The sequence below is a fragment of the Vibrio mytili genome, from assembly GCF_000830505.1.
GTDB lineage: Bacteria > Pseudomonadota > Gammaproteobacteria > Enterobacterales > Vibrionaceae > Vibrio > Vibrio mytili.
The window spans coordinates 104,662-128,475 of the sequence record NZ_JXOK01000065.1; the positions used below are offsets into that span (position 1 = coordinate 104,662).

Annotated in this window: 18 protein-coding genes, 5 pseudogenes, 1 riboswitch and 1 other annotated feature; of the genes and pseudogenes, 6 read left to right on the forward strand and 17 right to left on the reverse strand. The window is 43.9% G+C overall.

Going from position 1 to position 23,814, the window contains the following annotated elements; genetic code table 11:
- Positions 1–35 precede the first annotated feature (35 nt).
- Positions 36–174: a sequence feature (His leader region), on the reverse strand.
- Between the two features lie 425 nt (positions 175–599).
- A complete protein-coding gene (gene tet(35), locus SU60_RS17155; RefSeq protein ID WP_041156599.1) occupies positions 600–2,201 on the reverse strand; it encodes a tetracycline efflux Na+/H+ antiporter family transporter Tet(35) in 1,602 nt (533 codons plus the stop codon).
- 301 nt (positions 2,202–2,502) lie between these two features.
- Positions 2,503–2,660: riboswitch (Lysine riboswitch) on the reverse strand.
- Between the two features lie 827 nt (positions 2,661–3,487).
- Between tet(35) and SU60_RS17165 the strand changes: the two genes are divergently transcribed.
- Complete coding sequence (locus SU60_RS17165; protein WP_041156601.1) at positions 3,488–3,895, forward strand: DNA-binding protein H-NS; 408 nt, start codon at positions 3,488–3,490, stop codon at positions 3,893–3,895.
- Between the two features lie 86 nt (positions 3,896–3,981).
- Here SU60_RS17165 and SU60_RS17170 read toward each other — a convergent pair whose 3' ends face one another.
- Together SU60_RS17170 and SU60_RS17175 are read right to left on the reverse strand one after the other, a co-directional pair.
- On the reverse strand, positions 3,982–5,286 hold the full coding sequence (locus SU60_RS17170) for an inosine/guanosine kinase (protein ID WP_041156602.1): 1,305 nt from the start codon (positions 5,284–5,286) through the stop codon (positions 3,982–3,984).
- A gap of 117 nt (positions 5,287–5,403) precedes the next feature.
- Positions 5,404–5,672, reverse strand: a pseudogene (locus SU60_RS17175) (hypothetical protein).
- 217 nt (positions 5,673–5,889) lie between these two features.
- Between SU60_RS17175 and mnmA the strand changes: the two are divergent.
- From mnmA to purB, 3 genes are all read left to right on the forward strand, one after another.
- A complete protein-coding gene (gene mnmA / locus SU60_RS17180; RefSeq protein ID WP_041156603.1) occupies positions 5,890–7,032 on the forward strand; it encodes a tRNA 2-thiouridine(34) synthase MnmA in 1,143 nt (380 codons plus the stop codon).
- Positions 7,033–7,042: 10 nt separating this feature from the next.
- Entirely contained in the window at positions 7,043–7,660 is a 618-nt protein-coding gene (gene hflD, locus SU60_RS17185) for a high frequency lysogenization protein HflD (RefSeq protein ID WP_041156604.1), read from the forward strand.
- A 148-nt stretch (positions 7,661–7,808) separates the two neighbouring features.
- The gene (gene purB, locus SU60_RS17190; protein WP_041156605.1) at positions 7,809–9,179 is read left to right on the forward strand and encodes an adenylosuccinate lyase; all 1,371 of its coding nucleotides are present in this window, start codon (positions 7,809–7,811) and stop codon (positions 9,177–9,179) included.
- An 87-nt stretch (positions 9,180–9,266) separates the two neighbouring features.
- Here the strand turns inward: purB and SU60_RS17195 are convergent, their stop codons facing one another.
- From SU60_RS17195 to htpX, 9 genes and pseudogenes are all read right to left on the reverse strand, one after another.
- On the reverse strand, positions 9,267–9,806 hold the full coding sequence (locus SU60_RS17195; RefSeq protein ID WP_041156606.1) for a DUF3833 domain-containing protein: 540 nt from the start codon (positions 9,804–9,806) through the stop codon (positions 9,267–9,269).
- Entirely contained in the window at positions 9,806–10,414 is a 609-nt protein-coding gene (locus tag SU60_RS17200) for a chalcone isomerase family protein (protein WP_052481556.1), read from the reverse strand. The genes SU60_RS17195 and SU60_RS17200 overlap by 1 nt, the downstream gene beginning before the upstream one ends.
- Positions 10,374–10,889 carry a DUF2878 domain-containing protein gene (locus tag SU60_RS17205; protein WP_041156607.1) on the reverse strand — a complete coding sequence of 172 codons (516 nt, stop codon included), beginning with the start codon at positions 10,887–10,889 and terminating at the stop codon, positions 10,374–10,376. The genes SU60_RS17200 and SU60_RS17205 overlap by 41 nt, the downstream gene beginning before the upstream one ends.
- A 33-nt stretch (positions 10,890–10,922) precedes the next feature.
- Positions 10,923–12,178: pseudogene (locus SU60_RS17210) on the reverse strand (class I SAM-dependent methyltransferase).
- Positions 12,172–12,991: pseudogene (locus SU60_RS17215) on the reverse strand (DUF1365 domain-containing protein). The pseudogenes SU60_RS17210 and SU60_RS17215 overlap by 7 nt, the downstream one beginning before the upstream one ends.
- A pseudogene (locus SU60_RS22930) lies at positions 12,992–14,232 on the reverse strand (NAD(P)/FAD-dependent oxidoreductase).
- Positions 14,233–14,316: 84 nt separating this feature from the next.
- Positions 14,317–15,042: an SDR family oxidoreductase gene (locus SU60_RS17225; protein ID WP_041156610.1), complete on the reverse strand. Its 726-nt coding sequence runs from the start codon at positions 15,040–15,042 to the stop codon at positions 14,317–14,319.
- Positions 15,039–15,458 carry a nuclear transport factor 2 family protein gene (locus SU60_RS17230; protein WP_041156611.1) on the reverse strand — a complete coding sequence of 140 codons (420 nt, stop codon included), beginning with the start codon at positions 15,456–15,458 and terminating at the stop codon, positions 15,039–15,041. Before SU60_RS17230 ends, SU60_RS17225 begins: the two co-directional genes overlap by 4 nt.
- A gap of 214 nt (positions 15,459–15,672) precedes the next feature.
- On the reverse strand, positions 15,673–16,542 hold the full coding sequence (gene htpX / locus SU60_RS17235) for a protease HtpX (protein WP_041156612.1): 870 nt from the start codon (positions 16,540–16,542) through the stop codon (positions 15,673–15,675).
- 448 nt (positions 16,543–16,990) lie between these two features.
- Between htpX and SU60_RS21785 the strand changes: the two genes are divergently transcribed.
- Positions 16,991–17,155 carry a hypothetical protein gene (locus SU60_RS21785; protein WP_128814712.1) on the forward strand — a complete coding sequence of 55 codons (165 nt, stop codon included), beginning with the start codon at positions 16,991–16,993 and terminating at the stop codon, positions 17,153–17,155.
- A 127-nt stretch (positions 17,156–17,282) separates the two neighbouring features.
- On the opposite strand, the gene bioD is transcribed toward SU60_RS21785, so the two are convergent.
- From bioD to bioB, 4 genes and pseudogenes are all read right to left on the reverse strand, one after another.
- Entirely contained in the window at positions 17,283–17,969 is a 687-nt protein-coding gene (bioD, locus tag SU60_RS17240) for a dethiobiotin synthase (protein ID WP_041156613.1), read from the reverse strand.
- On the reverse strand, positions 17,966–18,772 hold the full coding sequence (gene bioC / locus SU60_RS17245; RefSeq protein WP_041156614.1) for a malonyl-ACP O-methyltransferase BioC: 807 nt from the start codon (positions 18,770–18,772) through the stop codon (positions 17,966–17,968). The genes bioD and bioC overlap by 4 nt, the downstream gene beginning before the upstream one ends.
- Positions 18,772–19,922: pseudogene (bioF, locus tag SU60_RS17250) on the reverse strand (8-amino-7-oxononanoate synthase). Before bioF ends, bioC begins: the two are co-directional and overlap by 1 nt.
- Positions 19,909–20,961 carry a biotin synthase BioB gene (bioB, locus tag SU60_RS17255; RefSeq protein ID WP_041156615.1) on the reverse strand — a complete coding sequence of 351 codons (1,053 nt, stop codon included), beginning with the start codon at positions 20,959–20,961 and terminating at the stop codon, positions 19,909–19,911. The pseudogene bioF and the gene bioB overlap by 14 nt, the downstream one beginning before the upstream one ends.
- A 128-nt stretch (positions 20,962–21,089) precedes the next feature.
- Here bioB and bioA point away from each other — a divergent pair, with 128 nt between their 5' ends.
- Complete coding sequence (gene bioA / locus SU60_RS17260) at positions 21,090–22,367, forward strand: adenosylmethionine--8-amino-7-oxononanoate transaminase (RefSeq protein WP_041156616.1); 1,278 nt, start codon at positions 21,090–21,092, stop codon at positions 22,365–22,367.
- A 72-nt stretch (positions 22,368–22,439) separates the two neighbouring features.
- On the opposite strand, the gene serS is transcribed toward bioA, so the two are convergent.
- Complete coding sequence (gene serS, locus SU60_RS17265) at positions 22,440–23,747, reverse strand: serine--tRNA ligase (protein ID WP_041156617.1); 1,308 nt, start codon at positions 23,745–23,747, stop codon at positions 22,440–22,442.
- Positions 23,748–23,814: the final 67 nt, after the last annotated feature.

Consider the following 23,814-nt stretch of genomic DNA (forward strand, 5'->3'; position numbering starts at 1 on the left):
ACAAATTGATAATTAAGTATTTTTTAAACCAAAAAACGAAAAAACCCTCGGAAGATGTTAGTCTCCCGAGGGTTTAAATCTAAAATTCTTTGGATTTTTAACCTCCGGGAGTTTCCTGCCTCCCGGGTATGCGTACATCTCCCGAAAGACTACCTTGGGTGATGATGGTGATGAATGTTCATGACGAATTTACGCATACTTATTTAAGCTCAGTTGTTTTGCTTTGATAGTAGTCACACTAACCAAGGATTCTGTTTTTTTCAAGACCGAATTTCATCTTTTCTTGCCATTTTTAACTAAAAATACGTATGTATCTAATTTTAAAGCATTTATTTTTTACTTAAACGGAAATAGTTCAACGCGTTGGACTTATCAATACCCGCCATGTGGTACATTGATAAATCCATTTAAATCTTTTTAAAACAATAATTTATTTCACGCCCTTATTTAGTTAACCACTTTATCAATTAAAAGACACCCTCTCATTAATGAGATGCATCATTCAAAAAAAAGCTCCGCTAGTTACTAGCGGAGCTTCCTCTTTAAAACAACTCGTTGTTAACCTGAATGGTTCAGGCTATCTAAGTGGCGGATTTAGATTATACGTTCTGGTATGACGCCATCTTTGATCTCGACATCCATGAGAGTACTGTACATACCACAACAAACGAGATTGAAGCTGCTGCAAACGAGATAGCAATTGATGCGGTCATACCCAAAGCAATAAAGCCAATACAGGAAACCAAAGCCACAGACAGCGCATACGGCAACTGGGTGGAAACGTGATCGATGTGATTACAGCGAGCACCGGTGGATGACAAAATCGTCGTATCTGAAATAGGTGAACAGTGGTCGCCAAATACAGAACCTGCCAATACTGCGCTCAACATCGGCAACATAAGAGCAACGTCTGTAGCACCGGCCATGTCACCTGCGATAGGTAGCATGATACCGAAAGTTCCCCAAGAGGTACCGGTTGAGAATGCCATTAATCCAGACAGCAAGAAAAGAATCACGGGTAACCAATGCGGATTGATATTACCTTGAGCCAAGGTTGATAGATATGAGCCCGTTTTCATGTCACCAATTACAGAACCTATCGTCCAAGCAAACACGAGGATCAAAATAGCGCCAAACATTGATTTTGCACCAATCCATAGTGTGCGCCCAATTTCGCTCATCGGTATACCCTGTTTAACAACAGTAAATAAACCCACAGCTAGACCGAATAAACTACCGTAAATAAGAGAAGTACCGACATCGGTATTCTCAAATGCGCCAAGCAATGCGAACGATTGACCATCAGCGGCCAAAGCTTGGCCACCGGTGTAAAGCATAGAAGCCACTGTGGCAACAATGAGCGTGACGATTGGAAGTACAAGATCAGAAACTTTGCCCTTTTCACTTTCACGAATATCCAGCTCTTCATTAAGATCATGCGCTTCTTGTGCATCGTTTTCTTTGTCATGATCAAAGCCCCGACCTTGCGAGGCTGAGATTTCATGCTCACGCATCTTACCAATATCTAAACCAAACCACGCGACCGCAAACACCATCAGCAAAGCGAACACGGCGTAAAAGTTCATCGGAATTAAACGAACGTAAGCGCCGAGCGCTGAATACTCAGTGATACCGTGAGAAACCAAAATACCGCCAATGATAGTAATAATGTATGCGCCCCAGCTAGACGCAGGCATGATCACACACATTGGAGCTGCGGTTGAGTCCAAAATGTAGGCGAGCTTGGCACGAGAGACATAGAAACGGTCAGTCACCGGACGAGAGATAGCGCCAACAGCAAGGCTATTAAAGTAATCATCGACAAAAATGAACACACCTAAACAGGCCGCAAGAAGTTTAGAGCCGCGTTTACTTTTCACTCGAGACTGTGCCCATTCCGCAAACGCACGAGTACCACCGGATAACGTTAGCAAAGCGGTTGTCATTCCCAATAGAATAAGGAATCCAACAATACTCATATTCCAAGTGTTTAAGCCACCATCTTCAATAAAAACAGAAGTAACTTTCGAGCCAACATAACCAGCACTATCACCAATAGACCAGCTGTTAAGCAATATCGCGCCTAGCACAATACCAACGCCTAAAGAAATGAGTACACGTCGAGTTAGAATCGCTAATGTCAGTGCAACTATCGGTGGCAATAACGAAACAGGAGATGTAGAAAAATCGATTAAATTCATGATCTTCAAAAACCAAAGTTTGGCTAGAGATCTACTGCAGACAAGCCACACTGCTTAAAGCCGTATACTTAAAGACAGCGTGCTCTGTTGAACATAGCGACAGGGAAGTGAACACTCCACCCAACCCTACAGTAGCGCTCCATAGTTTAAAAATATATATCCAAAAAATGTAACAGTAATCGGCTTGAGGCAGGTTAACTTGGTTTGCAGGCGCGGCAACAACGATGCTCTGAGTTCGAGCCTCAAGTCGTTGAAAGTATGCAAGCCAAGATAACCCAATCAAAACTCTGTATTCTGACTTTTTGGGCATAGCACTATGGCAGTGTTGTTCCTTTCGGAGACAACCCCAGCAAATTGCGTTGATGGGCAATGTGCTTCGGCAACCTTCGCCTTTCACTATTATTCTTTGGCATCACCCCAATAATAGCTACTCTTCGAGATTGCGCCTCTACGGCAATAACAAACAATGAACCGTTAATTACACAAATTAACAACAAATTATCTGCTATGTTGCTTCAGGTGGGCGTCATTGTACTTATCGTGAGTCCCAATGCAACATATCAAACCTATTTAGGCGAACAAATGACCACACGACCGCCACCTCCTACTCTCTGTGATATATATACTCATCTACAGAACAGTTCAATCCTTAGACATCGACTGATAATTTATTTGTATAGGGGGATTAGTAAGTTATTTTCTATGCACTAAAAGATAGTTACAATTTTCGCTACTAGTCCTCTAACGTTACTCTGTTAGATTATGCAACTCCGCTATCCAGACTGCACGTCAGATAAATCTTACAATAACGGCAAAAAGTGTTGTTAATACATTCATTACTATCAACGTTCAAAAAAAATCATAAATAAAGCGTCTGTTTTCATTTTTGGAAGTATTATACCCAAGTAACCTTTAGATGTTCTCACCAAGAACGAGTTTTATTCGGTCCTATGCTGCGTTACTGATTCACTACGTAGAATGACTATGTCTTCAAATCAGTGCCTTGCCTAAGAGGGAATAAGTTCTCGCTGAGCCAGCACTTTGAGATTACTTGGCATAGATAACACAACTTTTTATGTCTACTTTGGTTGCTTTATAGTTAATTAATATTAATAGCGTCAAAAAATGGCCAAATTTAAACAAAAACATGATTTAGTATTTGCACATAAGCAAAAGATAAAGTTAAATATAAGGACTTTATCTATTTTAATTGGCTTTATCTTGTCGTAACAAAATATGTCACGATATAACGCCAAAAAAACACTCACCTATTAATAGGAATCGTTATGTCTGAGCTGACAAAAACACTTCTAAATATCCGTAGCCTTCGTGCATTTTCTCGTGAGCTAACTCTAGAACAGTTAGAAGAAGCTCTAGATAAACTTACTACTGTAGTAGAAGAACGCAGAGAATCTGAAGAAGCTGAGCGTGCAGCACAAGCAGAGCAAGAAGCGAAGTTGGCCGAAATTGCAGAGAAAATTGCACAAGACGGTATCGACGTTGAAGCGCTTATTAATGCACTGTCTGGCGAAACTAAGACTAAAACAAAATCTAAGCGCGCCCCTCGCCCTGCAAAATACAAGTACACAGATTCAAATGGTCAAGAAAAAACGTGGACAGGCCAAGGCCGCACACCATCTGCAATTCAAGAGCAACTTGATGCAGGTAAATCACTTGACGATTTCCTAATCTAATTAGTGAATTGGTCAGTTATATAAAAAAGGCTCCTTCTGGAGCCTTTTTTATTTGTTTATTGTAACCTCATACCGCCTGAGGTGAATTAACGTTCCCAATACGCTTCTTCTAAACTGTCCTCTCGCTCAGGAAGTCCGCGTGAAAGACGTGGTGAATGTTGAACAAGAACTTCATAGCTTGCTCGGTTAGCGTATTTACACACTTGAGAAAACGATGAGTAAGTTAAATATTCATTATTATGCTTACTTGAGTTTGGCACATTTTCTTTATGGTATTTATTCGCCGCCATGTCGTGAAGAATCGCCGATAACGCAGCATCACCAGCGCCATTGGTATTCTTTATTTTTTCTGGCCCACCCATATACGGTGAAATATGCGAATACACTTTTATTGGTGTTTTACATGCTTCTTTTTTCGCTGGGCGGCTAAACTCATAACGATTGAACTCAGCAATAGAGCCAGGCAATAATGGCAGCGTGGTTTCGCGTTTAGCACTGTCTTCAGTGTAACCCGCCATAAACAACCCAACTGGACCTGCTGTACACAACACCAAGTCAGCCCATTCAAGTGTTTTATCTGATGCTGCCAACGGGTCGGATTCGCCTGTTAACGCCTCAGCTTCGTCTTCGTTCATTGCAACGACAGTCACGTTGTCACGAATAAAATCTTGCCAGTATTGAGGATCGTCCTGAATAACGAACTTGGTACCCAAAGTAAGCACGACGGGCACTTCATACTTTTTCGCATACTCAATCGCTTTCATGGTTGCTTCTGGCATTGGGTCACCACTTTTACAACGCACAAGGTACGATGTCAGTAACAAGGCTGAAGCGTTTTTGAAAATTTTCTCAGGAATGCTATCTGGGTGAAGTTGGTTCATTTGCCCTTCGCTAATCGCAAACGTTCTTTCACCGTCCTCAGTAATCAACGCAAAACAACGGCCAATGGCACCATCGACGCCTTGAAGATAGTTCAAATCCATACGGCTTGATGTGTTACACAAATAACGGTAACCGTAACTACCAATTTTTATGTCCTGACTCATGACACCAAGCAATGTAGAACGATCATCCGCGAGGACTGAGTAGTTGTGAAGTGTATTGCCGATCGTACCGCCGGCGTATTCATTGGTAATTAGGTTCTCTTGCTTTAATTGCTGATACAGTTCTTCTGCTTTCTGATCATCAATAACTAGCGAGTGGCCTTTACTCAAACCGTACTTCTCTATCAAATCCGACGTCACTTTTGCTTCGATATCCACTAAAGTTTGGTCAATACCGATGATGTGGGTGCGCGTCATCTTTTTGCTTTCTTGTGCTTGGCTCACCAAAGGGTCACGAGCATGAACAGGAAAGTAGTGCTTCGATTTGCGTTGTCCAGGAAATTTCATATTGTCAGTCTGAGTAAGGGAAAAATTTGGAAAACGGATTCTATACCGCGAATAAAAACCCGGCAATAAGCGCTATTATAGCAAACGTTTGCAGAGCATTTTTTTCTTCAATCCCCTTTATTCACCTTCCATAAAGCTCAATTCTGGAAGTTGATCCAGATGTTCGCTATAACGTTTTAGATTGAACTCTCCTTCGTTTTTCATAATATCGAATATTTCAATCGACATAGCGCAAGCCATCATGCTACCGCGTCTTCACGGGGCGTACCCATCATCATTAAACGCATAAGGGTTTCTTTTACTTTTAATGGGGTTCCATCTTCTAATTGATTTTCAATGATTTCAATCAGTTCGGCTTCTTGCATAAATTGGTTTGCGTCTGACACTTTGTATTTCCTCTTGGATTTTGGGCAACTATGCCATATATATCCTTTATACCCAACCAGACTGAAGTCGTTTGAGTATACATTTACAAAATCGTTACCTCGTGATTTTGTTGCGAAAAAAGCAACGTAAACGAATTGTGATTTACGTCTCGGATCTGTCACCGGTCTGTGGTTTCTGTTAGAATCTGCGTCCCGTTTATTTTAGTGGTGTTTAGTAATGTCTGATAACAGCCAAAAGAAAGTCATCGTCGGGATGTCCGGCGGCGTTGATTCATCGGTTTCTGCGTATCTTCTCAAACAACAAGGCTACCAAGTAGAAGGCCTGTTCATGAAGAACTGGGAAGAAGATGACAACGAAGAATATTGCACAGCAGCCGAAGATTTAGCCGATGCTCAAGCAGTATGTGACAAACTTGGCATCCATCTACACACCATTAACTTTGCTGCAGAATACTGGGATAACGTATTTGAGTATTTCCTTGCTGAGTACAAAGCAGGCCGTACCCCTAACCCAGACATTCTTTGTAACAAAGAAATTAAGTTTAAAGCATTCCTTGAATTTGCTGACGAAGTACTGGATGCAGATTACATTGCGATGGGTCACTACGTGCGCCGCTCTTTCCCAGAGAACTCTTTACCTGGTGAAAAACAGGAGAAGCCACAAATGCTACGTGGCCTAGACGGCAACAAAGATCAAAGCTACTTCCTATATACATTAAGCCACGAGCAAGTTGCGCGCAGCCTGTTCCCGGTTGGTGATTTGGAAAAACCAGAAGTACGCCGAATCGCGGAAGAGCAAGATTTAATCACCGCGAAAAAGAAAGACTCAACGGGCATCTGTTTTATTGGTGAACGTAAATTCACCGACTTCTTGAGCCGTTACCTACCAGCACAACCAGGTAACATTGAAACCCCTGACGGTGAAGTTATCGGTCAACATCAAGGTCTGATGTACCACACATTGGGTCAACGCAAGGGCTTACACATCGGTGGTCGCAAAGGCGGTGGTGGTAATGAAGAACCGTGGTTTGTCGGTGAAAAAGATCTGAAACGTAATGTTTTAATTGCTGTACAAGGCAAAGATCACCCACTTCTCAAGTCAGAAGGCCTATTTGCTTCACAACTGCACTGGGTGGATCGTGAGCCAATTCGCGATGTTATGAAGTGCACAGTAAAAACTCGTTACCGCCAACAAGATATTCCTTGTACAATCATCCCTGTAGATGATGAGAACATTAAAGTGATCTTTGATGAACCACAAATAGCAGTGACACCTGGTCAATCTGCAGTGTTTTACAAAGACGACGTGTGCCTAGGTGGCGGCATCATCGAACAACGCATTAAATATTCTCAATCTTAGGAGTGATTACGTGGCGAATACACTTTATGACCGTACTATCGCGTTTGCTGGCATCTGCCAAGCAGTTGCTTTGGTGCAACAAGTTGCGCGAAACGGACATTGTGATCAAGATGCCTTTGAAACATCCATTAACGCGATTTTGAGCACAGACCCTGCCAACACAGTTGGCGTATTCGGGCGAGAATCGGATCTAAAACTGGGACTAGAATGCCTAGTAAAAGGCATTGATAGTACGCCATCAGGTAGCGAACTCACTCGTTATATCATTAGCCTGATGGCATTAGAGCGCAAATTGAAGGCACGTAATGACGCCATGTCACAACTTGGTGATCGTATTCAAATGGCACAGCGCCAAACTGAGCACTTTGATTTGCTTGACGACCAAATGATCAGCAATCTAGCCAGTATCTATTTAGATGTGGTTAGCCCTATCGGACCACGTATTCAAGTAACGGGTACACCAGCCGTATTGCAGCAAACATCAACCCAGCACAAAGTGCGAGCGCTACTTTTGTCTGGTATTCGCTGTGCAGTACTTTGGCGTCAGGTTGGAGGCAAGCGCCGCCACCTCATTTTCGGACGCAAAAAAATGGTCGAACAGGCTCAAATTCTGTTAGCCCGTATGTAAAAGAAATTATTAGAAGCTCGCGTTTATCGCGAGCTCATTTTTTGATAAAAATAAATCACGCGCAAACGTTTGCGCAATGTTCGTGACAATTGCCACAGTTATTGGTATAACGCTCACGAAATTTAGAAACCCAATTCAGGAGAACATCATGGAACTGTCAGCATTGACTGCTGTTTCACCAGTAGACGGCCGTTACGGAAGTAAGACGATTGCGTTACGCGAAATTTTCAGTGAATACGGTCTACTAAAATACCGTACTATCGTTGAAGTTCGCTGGTTACAAAAGCTAGCCGCTACCGCTGAAATTGTAGAAGTGCCAGCATTCAGCGCAGAAGCTAACCAATTCCTAGACGACCTTGCTGCCAACTTTTCTGAAGAAGATGCGCGCCGAATCAAAGAGATCGAGCGTACAACTAACCACGACGTTAAAGCGGTTGAGTACTTCCTAAAAGAAAAAGTTGCGGACGTTCCTGAACTACACGCGGTAAATGAGTTCTTCCACTTTGCTTGTACTTCTGAAGACATTAACAACACTTCACACGCACTCATGCTTAAAGAAGCGCGTGAAACGGTCATTCTTCCAGAAATTCGCAACCTAATCGACGCGATTAAAGCCCTTGCGGTTGAATACCGTGACATTCCCCTTCTGTCTCGTACACACGGCCAACCAGCTTCTCCATCTACTATGGGTAAAGAGATGGCTAACGTGGCGTACCGTATGGAGCGTCAATACAAGCAGATCGAAAACGTTGAGCTCTTAGCAAAAATCAACGGTGCAGTTGGCAACTACAACGCACACCTATCAGCTTACCCTGAAGTAGATTGGCATCAGTTCTCTGAAGAGTTTATTACTGAATCTCTAGGTGTGACTTGGAACCCATACACAACTCAAATCGAACCACACGATTACATTGCTGAATTGTTCGACGCGGTTGCACGTTTCAACACAATCCTAATCGACTTCGACCGTGACGTTTGGGGTTACATTGCACTAGGCCACTTCAAGCAAAAAACCATTGCTGGTGAGATCGGCTCTTCTACAATGCCGCACAAAGTTAACCCAATCGACTTTGAAAACTCTGAAGGTAACCTGGGTCTTGCAAACGCAGTATTCGGTCACCTAGCGCAAAAACTGCCAATCTCTCGCTGGCAACGTGACCTCACTGACTCAACGGTTCTTCGTAACCTAGGTGTTGGTGTTGGCTACGCAGTGATTGCCTACACTTCTACGCTTAAAGGCATTAGCAAACTCGAAGTAAACCGCGAAGCACTTCTTGCTGAACTCGACAAAAACTGGGAAGTTCTGGCAGAGCCAGTACAAACGGTCATGCGTCGTTACGGCATCGAGAAGCCATACGAGAAGCTAAAAGAGCTAACTCGTGGTAAGCGTGTTGATGGTGAAGCAATGCGTGTATTTATCGATGGTCTTGAGCTTCCTGAGCACGAGAAAGCGCGTCTGAAAGAAATGACACCTGCAAACTACATCGGTCAAGCAATCGAGCTAACTGATAAGCTTTAAGAAGCTAGCTTCTTAGTCATAAAACAATAAAGGTTGATGTGGAAGCATCAACCTTTTTTCTTGGTTTGTATAGTTGGATTTAAAACATTAAGTCTGCTTCTGGAAGAACAGAGTAATTGTGCCCACTTCTACACCGAACTTCTTAATTTTGGTCAAATTAAACAGATGTTTATCATCTTGTCGATATAGCCAATCGTCGAAAGAGACGATGTAGTTAGAGCCATCCACATTTAATTCAAAGTCATATTGCCATTGCAAAGCATTACCGATCTCTTTGCCTGTTGCCAATCCGATAATATCGTCCGCTTCGCCTCGATAACTGCCATCTTCTCGTTTTGTGATAATCCAAGTGCGTTGGTCTAGCTCTCCATCATCAAAGACAAAATCTTCGACCAGAGTCAGTTGGTTTCCATCAATTGTACCTGATATATCAACTTCAAAGCGCCGCATTTGCTTGCCGGTGTAATCCTGAATCATTCCCCACGCTTTCACGTTTCCATCGAAATAGCCAAATAAATCGAATTTAGGTGTCGCAGTCTGATAATCTTGAATATCACTGGAGCATCCCCCCAACACAAACGTGATACAAACAACAACCGATACAACGAATTTGCGCAACTCTCTCATTATCTCACCTGCCCTATTAATTGCTTTCTAAGCAAAGGATATTCTGTTCTGGGTGATAGCCAAATTGATAAAAATGCGTCATTCATCGACTCATCTGACACAACCCCTCGCTTGTAATATGTTGCATCGTTGGCTTGACGATAGATAAGCTGCCCCGTTTTACCATCGGTTAAATAGGTCAGTTCATCCCCTTTGCGAACGTCAACAAACATCTTGTTAAGTTCAGATATCCAGTTGCTTCGGCTAACTTGATCAAAACCCAGCTTTTGCCACTGCTCTTCCGTTACCTCAAGCAACTGCTGTTTGCTGATGTCTCTTTGATAGCGAATCTCTAAGGCGAATGGGTGTGGAGAGACATCATCACTCACCATGTATTGACCGTTGGGTGACTTCAATCGAGACGAGTAAACATCAAATATGAACCAGGTTAACTGAGCTTCTCCGACAGTTTTCCAATCACGCCACCTCTGACTGTCATTGTGCATGGCAGCATCTTTAGCCTCGTTGTTAGAGACATTTTGCGCGTAAACTGGAAGGCAACTCATCGCGATGACCGCTAGCGACCAATTAATCAGAATGTGTCGTAACGCTTTTATCCGGAATTCCATTTTCATATACCTTTCGCACCAAGATGATCACCATCACCCACTCGATAAATAAAAAACCGAGTGACTCAAGGTGACCATACCCAAGCTCAACAGCGCCGAGTTTATATCCTGCAAAATAGCTACCAGCACCAGCTAAGCCTCCTATTACTGATACGTAACGTAAAGGGTAACGAATCAAAATCGACTTAAGTTGATAGGCATACCATGCAAACACAAACCATAAGTACGCAAGCCATATAGGTAGCCATTCAGAATGAAAAACGAGCAGATTGAAGTATTGATTCAGCGTATCCAAAACGATACCAGTCAGCGTTACGGCCAATATATACTTCAGCGCGTAACGCTCACTTGTCAGACAGTAGCTAAACGTTAACGCCACAAAAATAGTCGTGAGCCATTGCCAGTTTTCTTTCCCTAAAACAGCGCAAAACCAAAATAGCTGAAACCAAGTAGATGCTACGATTATTTTTAACATAGTGTCATCGTCGTCCCGAATAGAGGGAACCCGTTATGGACGCTGGAACGTCATGTGTACGGCACTGATGGTTCGTGCTAAAAAACCACCTTCGCAATAACTCAAATAAAAACGCCACATTCTTATAAACCTTTCATCATATCCGAACGAACGTACTTCAGATTGAGAGAGATTAAACCTACGATGCCATTCATTCAGTGTTTGCGCATAATCCAAACCAATGTCGAATAAGTCCCGTACCACCAGATCGCTGTGCTTGGTGGTCGCTTGGGCAAGTGACGTGACCGATGGTAGAAAACCGCCTGGGAATATATATTTTTGAATAAAGTCAACATTATTGCTGTAGTACTCGTAACGCTGATCGGCAATCGTTATGGCTTGAATCGCCATTAACCCACCAGGTTTCAATAACGATTCACATTGTTTAATGTAAGAAGGCAAAAACGCTTTCCCAACCGCTTCAATCATTTCAATGGAAACTAATTTGTCGTAAGTGCCCGAAAGATCGCGGTAATCATCTTTCAGTAAAGTGATCTTGTTGGTCAACCCGCGTTCTTCAATCTGCTTCTGTGCGTAGGCATGTTGCTCGTCGGATATCGTGGTCGTCGTCACGTGACAACCATACTGCTCAGCCATATAAATCGCCATGGCTCCCCAACCAGTCCCTATTTCAATCACATGGTCTGAAGACTTAAGCTCCAACTGCTCACAAAGACGTTGCATTTTATTAATTTGCGCCTGCTCTAAGGAATCACCTTCTCGCTTATACAGAGCTGAAGAGTAGAGCATATTTTTATCAAGAAAAGTTCTATAAAGGTCATTGCCTAAATCGTAATGCGCGTGAATATTCTTACGCGAGTTCTCTTGAGAGTTACGGTTACTCCAATGAGAAACTTTATATAATAGCCGAGTTAGCCAACTCCCTTTTTCTTCAAGCCGGTCCAATGCTCGCATATTAACAGCCATAAGTTTCATCAACGCAGTTAAGTCCGGACTGTCCCACCAGCCATCCATATAAGCTTCACCAGCAGCGATACTACCTCCCTGCAAAACTCTAGAATAGAACCCCGGGTGTTTCACCTCTATCGTTGCGGAAACAGATTGACCATGATATTCACCGTTAGAAGACATGAACCGTTCACTTCTTTCTGCTGCGTCCGTTTTAAAACTCTCAATTACGGTTAAACAGCCAACGTCCATGTTTTGGAGACATTGAAAAATAACCCCGCGTGCCGCTTTTTGAGTGGTTGTAAGTTTAAGTGGCAAAGCATAGAAGTAGTGTTTAACATGCGGAATTCTCCTTTTGCTTTTTATTTTTTCTTATCTGTTTTGAGGCTATCGGCTTTGTGCTCTTCTACGTCCGAAGATTTGGGGTGAGAATAAAAAGGTGCACCTTTTATCCACAGTTTTAGCGCATGCCAGTAAATACCAACCATTACTTTTACTGTTTGAATCGGTGTGCCGATCAAACAACGTAAAAGACTTCGACTACAAAACGCTTTCGCTTTCATGGTCATCGTTGCATCAAAGTGCTTTTCATCCTTGTGACACTCAAGGTGGATATTTAACTTTTCTGTCAAAGGCTTAATACGCCAGTGATAACGTTGATCAATCGGATTAAAAGGTGATACGTGAAACGCCTTGTCTTGCTCCCACCCTGCGTGTTCATCGTCTTTGTTTGCAGAAACAACATAATAATGGCGCTCGTTCCAAGGTGTATTACTCACTTCAGCAAGCATATACATCCATTCACCCTGTTGGTTATAGACGTAATAAAAATTAACTGGGCTAAAATAAAGCCCTAAATAACGCAAGTGACAAACAGCAATCACTTTTCCCGTGCATTGTGTGCCCGTCAGCTCAGCTACTTTGGCTTGAACCGCTTCTTTCAAACCGCCTTCTCCAAGGTAATCACTACGTTTAAATCTCGCCCAGTGCCACCAACGTGTCCCAAATCCCCAGACGCGTTGTTCCAACTCTTCAAGCTCGTCGGTGTCAATTGCCAGCATAAACAAAGCGTAATTCAACTCGTGAGTTACTGGGGTAAAACGTCTATGACGGACATTACCGACAAACAAGCGACTGTTCATTAGGCTATCCATCTACGCCGCGCCTTGTTGAAGCACATCATCATGCGTATGTTCTTGGTATTTGTTTGCGATGCCCTTGACTACATCAAGCGCACTTCGTACCCCGTCTTCATGGAAACCGTTATACCAATAGGCCCCACAAAACCATGTGTTGGCAATGCCTTGAATGTTCCCTTTTCTTTGCTGTGCAGCAATAGAGGCAGTGGTAAACACTGGATGATGATAAGTAAATTTTCTGAGTATTTTACTCGCGTCAATTTGCTCACTGCTATTGAGTGTCACGCAGAACGTATCTGATGATTCAATATGCTGGAGGATATTCATGTTATACGTCAGCGATGGAAGGCGCTGCTGTTCACCTTCGCGTCCATCCAAGCGATAGTTCCATGATGCCCATGCGGCTTTTCGCTGGGGTAGCAAGCGGGTATCCGTATGTAAGACAACTTCATTGGCCTGATACGCCATATTGCCCAGAATACCGATCTCGTCTTCACTGGCATCATCAAGCAACATCAACACTTGATCACTATGACACGCGAAAATGACATCATCGAACCATTCAGACTGCTGGTTCACATATACTTCAACCCCCTGTTCATGCCTCACGACTTTGTTGACAGGACTGTTCAAACGAATGTTATCGACATACCCCGCAGTTAAAGGTCCAATATATGAGCGCGAGCCACCTTTGATGACATACCACTGAGGTCGGTTTGTCACATCAAGCAAGCCATGATTGAGGAAAAACCTTAGGAAGAACATCAACGGAAAAGCACGCATGTCGGCCAACGTCGATGACCAAATTGCCGCCCCCATAGGGAGGATATAATTGTCGGAAAAGTACTGGCTAAAGCCATGTTCATCAAGAAAATCACCCAGCGTCTGGACACTAGAATGCTCTTGTGCCGCAAACGACTTTGCCAACTTATTGAAGCGCAGAATTTCGAAAATAAAACCGTAAAAGCTTGGGTTAAACCAGTTTCGTTTTGCGCAAAAAGTGTAGTGACGGTATGCCCGTTGTATTCGAGCCCATTACTATCATTGCGAACACTGAAACTCATTTCGGTAGGCGTACCTTCAACGCCAATCTCATTCATCATGTTAATGAAGTTGGGATAGGTACGGTCGTTGTAAACAATAAAGCCGGTATCAATTGCATACTCTCGCCCATCAAGGTTTACGTCGACGGTCGCAGTATGACCACCAATATAATCATTCGCTTCAAATAGTGTGACATCGTATTGCTTGTGCAGATAGTAACCACAAGTGAGCCCTGATATTCCGGTTCCAATTATGGCGATTTTCTTTCTTCCTGACGTTTTCATTATCTGTCCTTCTTAAGAAACGAGCTTCTCAGCGAGTTTTGCCTGCCATCCGTATGGTAATAGTGACAACAGGCGAAGCATGCCCGTAAACCGTGCTGGAAAATAAATATGACTCTTGTTTGTGGTGAGCTGTCTTCTGATCGACTCAGAAGCTTGCTTAGCTGAGATGATCATCGGCATCTCAAATGTATTCTTGTCAGTGAGTGGCGTTTCTACAAAGCCCGGAAACACAGTCACGACTTTGATGCCTTTCTTTTTTAGATCAATGGCAAGCGTTCTGGCAAAGTAGCTTACCGCAGCTTTAGATGCGCCATACGCTTCTGCTCTCGGCAACGCAACTTCTGAAGCGATTGAGCCAACGATGACGACTTTATGTCCGTGCACAAAGTACTGCTGACACGCCTCAATACAGTTGGCGACACCGATCACGTTGACATCCATGATGCGAGCCATCAACTTCGCATCAACAATCCCGTCATCCATATATTCACAGCCACCCGCGTTAAATATCCATGTGTCTGGAACAGACTTAAGTGAAGCCAATGCTTGTAGGGTGTCTTCGTATTGAGTGACATCGAACCGCAGTGTTTCAATATTGGGTGACGCTGAAGCCAGCTCTGAAAGCACGGACTGATTCCGTCCGCAAGCAATAACGTGCCAACCTGAGTCAGCATAATCACGAGCTAACTGCCTGCCTATGCCAGAAGTGGCACCCGTAATGAGAACCGAATGACTCATTGCCCTAGCCTCTTTTTGATCGTTTTAACAATGGAACCCAACACTGGTAAGTGTTCGTAAAGCATTTCACCGAGATCAAAGTAATCACGATGATAGATAACCTGTCCCTGTGAAAACTTAAGGTGGGAAACGCCATTCACGGCAATAGGTGACCCTTTTTGCAACTTTGGATGTTGTAAAAACATTGTCCAAGTAAGAAAACCTACATCGCCTACTTGTTGATGATCGTGGATGTCAAAATCGCAACTGATTACGTTGGCATACAATGATTGAAAGTAATCGGAGAGTTCTGGTAATCCCTCAAGTCGATGAGCTGCATCTTCAAATACCACATCTGGGTGATAGACGTCATTGAGCAAGTGCAGATTCGACCTATTGAGTTTCTGATAGATATCGCCAACAGATTGTATGTCCATTCCTTTGCTCCTACATCTTAAAAATTGTGTACAAATCCAATAAACTTGTACAAAATATTTATACGTACAAGATAGACTAAACGCTTCTAGTTGTACAAAAAAATATTTGTATAACTTTATTTCTAAACCTTGATACGTATAAAAGTTGCTAGGCGATCAGTGGACCAAAAAAAAAGACTTGGTAAAAACCAAGTCTTTTCAGAGAGCTATTTGATTAGAATTGCTGATTGCGTAGTGCCGCGATGCGTTTATCTAATGGCGGGTGACTCATTAGTAGCTCGCTCAGCGATTTCTTACCATTAATCCCAAATGCCATCATCGTGCCATCAAGCTGAGACTCGTGGCTCATTTTCAGGCGCTCCAATGCTGCAATCATTTTCTCTTTGCCAACAAGTTGAGCAGCCCCCGCGTCAGCGTGGAACTCTCGATGACGGCTGTACCACATCGTGATAAAGCTGGCCAGGAAACCAAACACCAATTCAAGTACCATCGATACACCAAAGTACACCATCATATTAGTACCTTGTCCTTCTTCATCATCGTTTGAAGAGACAATATTGGCGATAAAACGCGACAAGAAGATAACGAAGGTATTCACCACCCCCTGCATCAAGGTCATTGTCACCATGTCACCGTTGGAAATATGGCTGACTTCATGAGCAAGGACGGCTTCTGCCTCATCTCGGGTCATGTTGTGCAGCAAACCGGTTGATACTGCTACTAGAGAGTCATTACGCTTGGCCCCTGTTGCAAACGCATTGATATCCGGTGAGTCATAAATAGCAACGGTCGGCATTCCGATACCTGCCTGTTGAGCTTGGCGACTTACCGTTTGTAGCAACCAATGTTCAGTTTCGTTACGTGGGTTCTCAATGACCATACCACCAACCGAACGCAACGCCATTCCTTTCGACATCATTAAGGAAATCAGAGCCCCGCCAAAGCCAAATACCGCAGCTAAGACAAGTAAACCAGACAAGCTGCCTGGTTGCATTCCAGTGGTAGCATAAACAATATTGAGAACAACACTAAGCACTAGCATAACCGCTAGGTTAGTGACGAGGAATAACATGATTCGCTTCATTGCTTTCTCCCAAAAAAGAAGCTTATTGTTGTAAAAGCCGAACCTTAACGGGTTCCACTTCGATAGATATAGTTTATATAGGTTAAAAACAAGGTTAAGTATTAAATTGCAACATTTGTTGTCTGGATTACCTAATGAGGTAAAGATCACAGCTCAATGATTAATCAAATTACCCATATTTTAAATTCATTGAAAAACAGCGCCTTATACCTCGATTAGACTTTGGTCTTATTGTCGTCACAATGAAACATGGTAGATTGCCAAGCATACGAACAAAACAGAGTAACTCAAAGTGTTTTAAACGATGAGCTTAATCTTCTGCTTTCAAACAAGTGCTTCTCGTCACCTGTTTCAAGAGCACTGTTTAATTTTAAGTAAACTGTTTAAGCAAAGCGCTGAAAATATAACAAGGGTTACTACACAGCATCCATGTCTTGAGGGAATAATCATGGTAGAAACTAACGACTATCAAATGGCTATTGATTTACTGCGTTGTCATCTTGGAATCTCAGAAGATGAAGCGAAACAACAACTCGGTATTTCAACCGATAACATGTCAAAACGTGTTGCTGAAACTCAGCAAGCCTTGATGGGTCTAAGCCAAGATAAATAAAGAAAGGGTGAATGACATCGCCTCTAAAAGCACCTCACTCTTTTAGTATGAAAAAAGGCTGCAATTGCAGCCTTTTTCTATTTTATTTGTTCCTCAGAACAACGCGTACTTCGTTTAAGCTGAGGCGCTACTTTGCGTTGAGCAGTGGTTCAACATTAATGTACTTGCCCAAATTTACACGCTTCGCACTTGGGATATAAGGAATCTCGCCCAACTTAGGTGTGTCTAAGCGAGTTTCCAATATCTGAATGATCTCGGCATAATGCTCGGTACCTGGGTTTACTCGATTTGCCACCCATCCCACAAGATTCAAACCGTCAGAACGGATTATTTCTGCAGTTAACATGGCATGACTTAAACAACCGAGTTTAATCCCCACAACCAACACAACGGGCAGTTGCTCCTGTTTCACCCAAGTAGAAAGGCTATCCGTGTCTGAGACCGGAACACGCCAACCACCAGCGCCTTCAACTAAAACGGTATCTGCCTGCTCTTTGTGCTGAGCCAGTTTTTCACTCAATAAGCCGTAGTTGATTTCGACATGTTCATGCTTTGCAGCAATATGAGGCGAGGTCGGTAACTCCAAAGCGTATGGGTTAACATCGTCATACGCCACTTTTAGCGTCGCCGCTTTTTGTAAATGCAGCGCATCTGAGTTACGCCAACCCTCTTGCGACTTTTCGCTTCCAGCGGCCACAGGCTTATAACCAATGGTATTTAACCCTTTCTCAGCAAGCGCCTGTAAAATAGCTTTAGACGCAACTGTTTTCCCTACATCAGTATCCGTACCAGCAATAAAAAATGCATCAATCATCGATGTATTACTCCAAAACAAACCTGATAACTTGCAGGTAAAAGACCTTTATTATTTCTATGTGCTTGGTACTCACGCTCGACTTTCAACAAACTTCGGCGGCTTGTTAAGCCTTGTGAGCGTCCGCTTACGTGATTCGCCCCAATACCTTTGAGGTCACGCATAACAGAAAATGCAGAATCGTACCAAACCGTAATTGCGGTCGAGTCTAGTTGATGGTTATGGCATTGTGATTGCGCTAACGCAATTTTTACCTGATTGAGGGTGATAAAGTTATTGACGTGTTGATATGCATCAATTTTTTTCCACGCTTGGCGTAGTTCATTCAGCGAGCCATCCACAAGCGTAGCAAAGCACCCACGCCCTTCTTTTTTTAACACTCGACGTATTTCTCTCAGCGGGAAACTCAAATCCGTACACCACTGTAGCGCCAAGCTTGAATACACATAATCAAAACTTGCATCGTCAAAAGGTAAGTTCTCTGCATCCGCCAGAACATAACGCATTCGTTCTTTTCCACAGCGCTGAACCGCCTTATCCAACATCGCTTGAGAAATATCGCCACACACAACTTCTGCGCCACGCTCTTTGAGTTGCAAGGAAAAGTAGCCGGTGCCACATCCTAAATCTAGGACTCGCTTTCCAGTTAAATTATCAGGTAACTTTGCTAATAAACGCCTACCAACATCTCTTTGGAATGCCGCGTGTTTATCATACGTCTCAGCCGCTTTTCCAAACGACGCTGCAATGGCATCCTTACTTTGAATTGAACTGGTCAATGCCAACTGTTTCGCACTCTCCATCACCGTGTTCCTAATGCTTGCTTCAATACGAGTGAAAGCGTTTTAATTTGCGTTTTGCTATGACTTGCGGTCAGCGTTAGTCGCAGTCGAGATGTGCCTTTTGGCACAGTAGGGGGACGAATCGCCGTTACCCAAATCCCATTTTGGCGACACGCATTCGCCACGCTCACTGCGTTTTCTGATTCTCCAATAACAAATGGTTTTATTGGTGTCACCGTATCGATAAAACCGTCTATATCGTGTAAACAGTCCCGGTAGTATTCGGTTAGCTCTGCCAACTTTTCACGTCGCCAATTTTGTTCTTGAACCATTGAAACGGCATGAGTGAGCGCGTATGCCTGAGCCGGAGGCATAGCCGTCGAATACACGTGGTGTCGCGCGAATTGAGTTAAAAAGTCACCCGTCGCTTGATCACATAGAATAGCAGCGCCAGACATACCAAAAGCCTTACCAAAGGTCACCACTAAAATCTCGGGGGTAATATTCGCGTGCATACAGGAACCACCACCATGCTCCCCAAGCACACCAATACCATGTGCATCATCGACCGCTAACCAAGCATCACGCGACGTGGTCACCGCCGAAATATCAGCAACGGGGGCGCAATCGCCATCCATGCTGAATACGCCTTCCGTCACGACTAGATGGTTACACTTCTCAGATAAAAGTGTTTTAAGATGTTCAACATCATTGTGTTTAAAACGTTTCATTTTCGCTGGCGATAATGCACCAGCTTCCATCAAAGATGCATGGTTTAGTCGGTCCTGGATGAGAACATCTGATTTCTCTAACAGCGTAAAAAGCAGCGCTTGATTCGCACTGAATCCAGAGCCAAACAAGATTGCTCGTTCATAACCCAACCATTCGGTCAGTGCAGCTTCAAGGTTGCTGTGTGCAGCACTAAAGCCTGTCACAATCGGTGAGGCGCCACTTCCACTGCCGTATACATTTAAACCTTGCTGCCAGGCGCGTACTAAAGCCTGATCGTTGGCTAAGCCTAAATAATCGTTGCTTGAGAAATTGATGTAACGCCTGCCATCGTGTTCCAAAATCGATTGGTTACCTGAAAACACGACATTCAACGACCGATTCAACCCCTGCTCTTTTCGCGTAGCAAGGCTGAAGCAATACGATGTTTAAACGCTGGCATCGTAGAAGATATCGTCTTTTGTCGGACGAGCCGCCACACGCTCTACGACGCGGTCGAGCAATTCGTTTTCTTCGATTTCATCCGGTTTTTGGGACACCTCTTGACGGTTAATACCGAGTTTTTCAAACAGCATCATGTCTTTATCTTCAGAAGGGTTTGGTGTCGTAAGAAGTTTACAACCGTAGAAGACAGAGTTTGCACCCGCCATAAAGCACAATGCTTGCATCTGTTCGTTCATGTTCTCACGGCCTGCGGATAGGCGAACTGCAGATTGAGGCATCATGATGCGGGCAATCGCTATCAGACGAATGAAGTCAAACGGCTCAACATCGTCCACTTTTTCCAGTGGCGTGCCCTTTACTTTCACTAACATGTTGATTGGTACACTTTCTGGGTGAGTTGGCAGATTCGCAAGTTCAACCAGCAGACCTGCACGATCGTTCGCACTCTCTCCCATTCCGATGATACCACCAGAGCAAATCTTCATGCCTGCATCTCGAACGTGAGAAAGCGTGTCTAGACGATCTTGGTAGGTACGCGTAGTAATGATATTGCCGTAGAACTCAGGTGAAGTGTCGAGGTTATGGTTGTAGTAGTCCAAGCCCGCATGCGCCAACTGTTTGGCTTGATCTGGCGTTAGCATACCCAGCGTCATACAGGTTTCTAGCCCCATATCTTTAACGCCTTTGATCATATCCGTCAGATGTGGCATATCACGTTCTTTCGGGTTCTTCCATGCTGCCCCCATACAGAATCGAGTTGATCCAGCATTCTTTGCTTTTTGGGCCGCGTCAAGTACACGCTCAACCTCCATCAAACGCTCTTTTTCAATATCGGTTGTGTACCGGGCGCTTTGCGGACAGTATTTGCAGTCTTCAGGGCACGCCCCTGTCTTAATGGATAACAGAGTGCTCACTTGAACATGATTGGTTTGTTGATATTGACGGTGAACAAGCTGAGCCTCAAATAGAAGATCCATAAATGGTTTTTCCATTAGCTCGCGCACTTCATCATGCGTCCAGTTATGACGAACTTCCACGTGTATTCCTTTCGTTACTTTTTTGTTTTGTTGACAGTCTACTGAGTATCGATAGACTGTCAACAAAACAAAAATACACAAAGTTTACATCTGATTATTTATTGAACTGCAATTTTATGGAATCGCATATGGATCTCGCCTTCGATCGCCAGCATATATGGCATCCTTACACTTCTACCCTGACACCTCTGACCTGCTATCCTGTCGCCTCCGCACGTGGTGTACACATTACACTGGAAGATGGAACCGAACTGGTTGATGGCATGTCTTCTTGGTGGTCAACCATTCATGGCTACAATCATCCTCATCTAAACCAAGCGGCACATAACCAAATAGACCAAGTGTCGCATGTCATGTTTGGTGGCATCACTCACCAACCAGCCATCAACGTCTGTAAAAAACTACTGTCTCTTGCGCCGAACCGTTTAGAACATGTGTTTCTTGCTGACTCCGGCTCAGTCGCCGTTGAAGTGAGCCTGAAAATGGCACTACAATATTGGCACGCTAAAGGAGAACGTAGACCAAAATTCCTCACTTTGCGACACGGCTATCATGGCGATACCTTTGCTGCGATGTCGGTGACCGACCCAGAGAACTCCATGCACTCTCTCTACAAAGGCTTCTTGCCTGAACATATTTTTGCGGAATCACCAACGTGTGGTTACTGGGATGATTGGAAGCCAGAAGACCTAGCTGACTTCGAACAAAAAATGGCACAGCATCACCAAGAACTTGCCGCAGTGATCCTTGAACCTATCGTGCAAGGTGCTGGAGGAATGCGAATTTACCACCCTGAGTTTCTGAACGGGGTTCGCAAGCTTTGCGATCAGTATGGTCTACTACTGATTGCTGATGAAATCGCAACTGGCTTTGGTCGTACCGGTAAATTGTTTGCTTGTGAGCACGCGGATATTCAGCCAGACATTCTATGTGTTGGTAAAGCGCTCACCGGCGGTTATATGACCCTGTCAGCGACACTCACGAGTAAACACGTCGCTGATACCGTTTGCGGAGGTGAAGCTGGCTGCTTTATGCACGGCCCCACCTTTATGGGCAACCCGTTAGCCTGTGCCGTTGCAACGGCAAGTTTAGAATTAATCGAACAAGGCGAATGGCAACAGCAAACCAAACAAATCGAGACACTCTTTTCTGAATTGCTGCCAAAACTAGAAGAATACGACTTGGTGAAAAATACTCGTTGGTTGGGTGCAATTGGAGTGGTAGAAACGCATCGCCCTGTAAATATGGAAGTCATCCAAGCCCTATTTGTTGAACAAGGCGTGTGGATTCGTCCATTTGGAAAGCTGATTTACATGATGCCGCCGTTTATTAGCGAACCAAAAGATATTGAGAAGCTGGTTAATGCAATTGAAGCCGCGCTTCAATGTGAAGACTGCTTTATATAACTCACGTCCAGCAGACAACGATTAAAAAACCCAGCACTCAGGCTGGGTTTTAATGTTCTGGCGATTAATGAATTAACCGATGTGCGTTGCGCCACCCATGTATTTCTGAAGTGCAGTTGGGATTGCTATGCGACCGTCTGCTTCTTGATTGTTTTCAAGGATAGCAACCATTGTACGGCCTACTGCTAGACCAGAACCGTTTAGTGTGTGCACAAGCTCAGGTTTCTTCTCGCCTTTACGACGGAAACGCGCCTGCATACGACGAGCTTGGAAATCCCACATGTTAGAACATGAAGAAATTTCACGGTAAGTTTCTTGCGCCGGAACCCACACTTCTAAGTCATAAGTCTTACGAGCACCGAAGCCCATATCACCTGTACATAGAACCACTTTACGGTAAGGAAGCTCTAGAAGCTGTAGCACTTTCTCAGCATGACCAGTGAGTTCTTCCAGTGCGTTCATTGAATCTTCTGGCTTCGTGATTTGTACTAGCTCAACTTTGTCGAACTGGTGCATACGAATCAATCCACGAGTATCACGCCCGTAAGACCCCGCTTCAGAGCGGAAACATGGTGTGTGTGCTGTCATCTTTATAGGCAGATCCGCTTCATCAGAGATGGTGTCACGTACCATGTTTGTGACTGGTACTTCTGCTGTTGGGATAAGCGATAGTCTACGCGGCTCTTCGTCGTTCACTTTCTCTTCAAGCGGCTCTGTGTGGAATAGGTCTTTACCAAACTTAGGCAGTTGACCTGTACCAAACAGGCTGTCAGAGTTAACAAGGTACGGCACGTACATTTCTGTGTAACCGTGCTCTTCTGTATGAAGATCGAGCATGAACTGAGCAATAGCACGGTGTAAGCGCGCGAATTGTCCCTTCATGACGATAAAACGTGCCCCAGTGATCTTCGTTGCGCTTGCGAAATCAAGACCGTCACCCATTTCACCGAGATCAACGTGATCTTTCAGTTCGAAATCGTAAGTTTTTGGCTCACCCCAACGAGAGATCTCTACGTTGTCGTCCTCATCTTTACCATCTGGCACATCATCAGCTGGCAGGTTTGGAACCGATAGAGTGATCTCTTCAAGTTGAGCCATGACTGCGTCAAGTTCAACTTTTTTCGCATCTAGATCGCTACCAAGTGTACCGATTTGCTTCTTGATCTCTTCTGCACCTTCTTTATCGCCCGCCGCCATTTTTTGGCCGATTTGCTTGGAGATGGAGTTACGTGTGGATTGTAAATTTTCAACTTCTACTTGAATGGACTTGCGTTGTTCTTCAAGGTTACGGATTGTCTCGACGTCTAGCTTAAAGCCACGACGCGCCAGTTTTGCAGCTGTATCATCCAGCTCAGTTCGAAGTAATTTAGAATCCAGCATTGTTAATCCTATGCTTTTGTAGTTGTGAAGTCGCGCGCTCGCATTTTGTTAGCACGCAAAAAAATAG